We start from the raw sequence: 534 nt of genomic DNA on the forward strand, positions 1-534 counted from the left end.
ACCACCTCGACCACGAAGGTGCGAAAGGCCGCGACCGCGTCCTGCGTCGCCGGTTCCTCCGCCACCATCGCCGTCGCGGGTCCGCCGCGCAGGGCATGGCCGACCCAGCCGCCGGCACCGCCGAGCGCAAGGCAGAGCACGGCTGCAGCCGCCATGGGGAACCAGCCCCCGCCGACGAACCGACGTCGCGGGCGAATGTTGGCCACCCGGAGCCGTGCCGGGATCGCCTCCTCGGCGATCGGCGCGAGGCGGTCGCGCAGGCGCTCGTGCAGGGCCCGGTCGGCAGAGACCTCGGCCGCGCGCGCCGGGTTGCCGACGAGCCACGCCTCGACGAGCGCGCGCCGCTCCGGTTCCAGGCGGCCGTCGATCAGGCCGTGCAGGTCGTCCTCGCCGACCGGGCGGGGATCCCCGCTCATTTCACCCTCCTCAAGAGGCCGGTCCGGCCAGTTTCCAGAAAACTTCGCATCCGCGTCCGCGCCCGGCTCAACCGGGACATCACGGTGCCGAGCGGTACGCCAAGCACCTGGGCCGCCT

At 74.2% G+C, this 534-nt stretch carries 2 pseudogenes; both read right to left on the minus strand.

Going from position 1 to position 534, the window contains the following annotated elements:
- Nucleotides 1–416, minus strand: a pseudogene (locus tag FV234_RS25970) (anti-sigma factor); the annotation flags it as partial.
- Nucleotides 413–534 (minus strand): annotated as a pseudogene (locus tag FV234_RS26880) (RNA polymerase sigma factor); the annotation flags it as partial. The pseudogenes FV234_RS26880 and FV234_RS25970, both read right to left, overlap by 4 nt.

It is taken from the genome of Methylobacterium sp. WL8, from assembly GCF_008040045.1.
In the GTDB taxonomy this organism is placed as follows: domain Bacteria; phylum Pseudomonadota; class Alphaproteobacteria; order Rhizobiales; family Beijerinckiaceae; genus Methylobacterium; species Methylobacterium cerastii.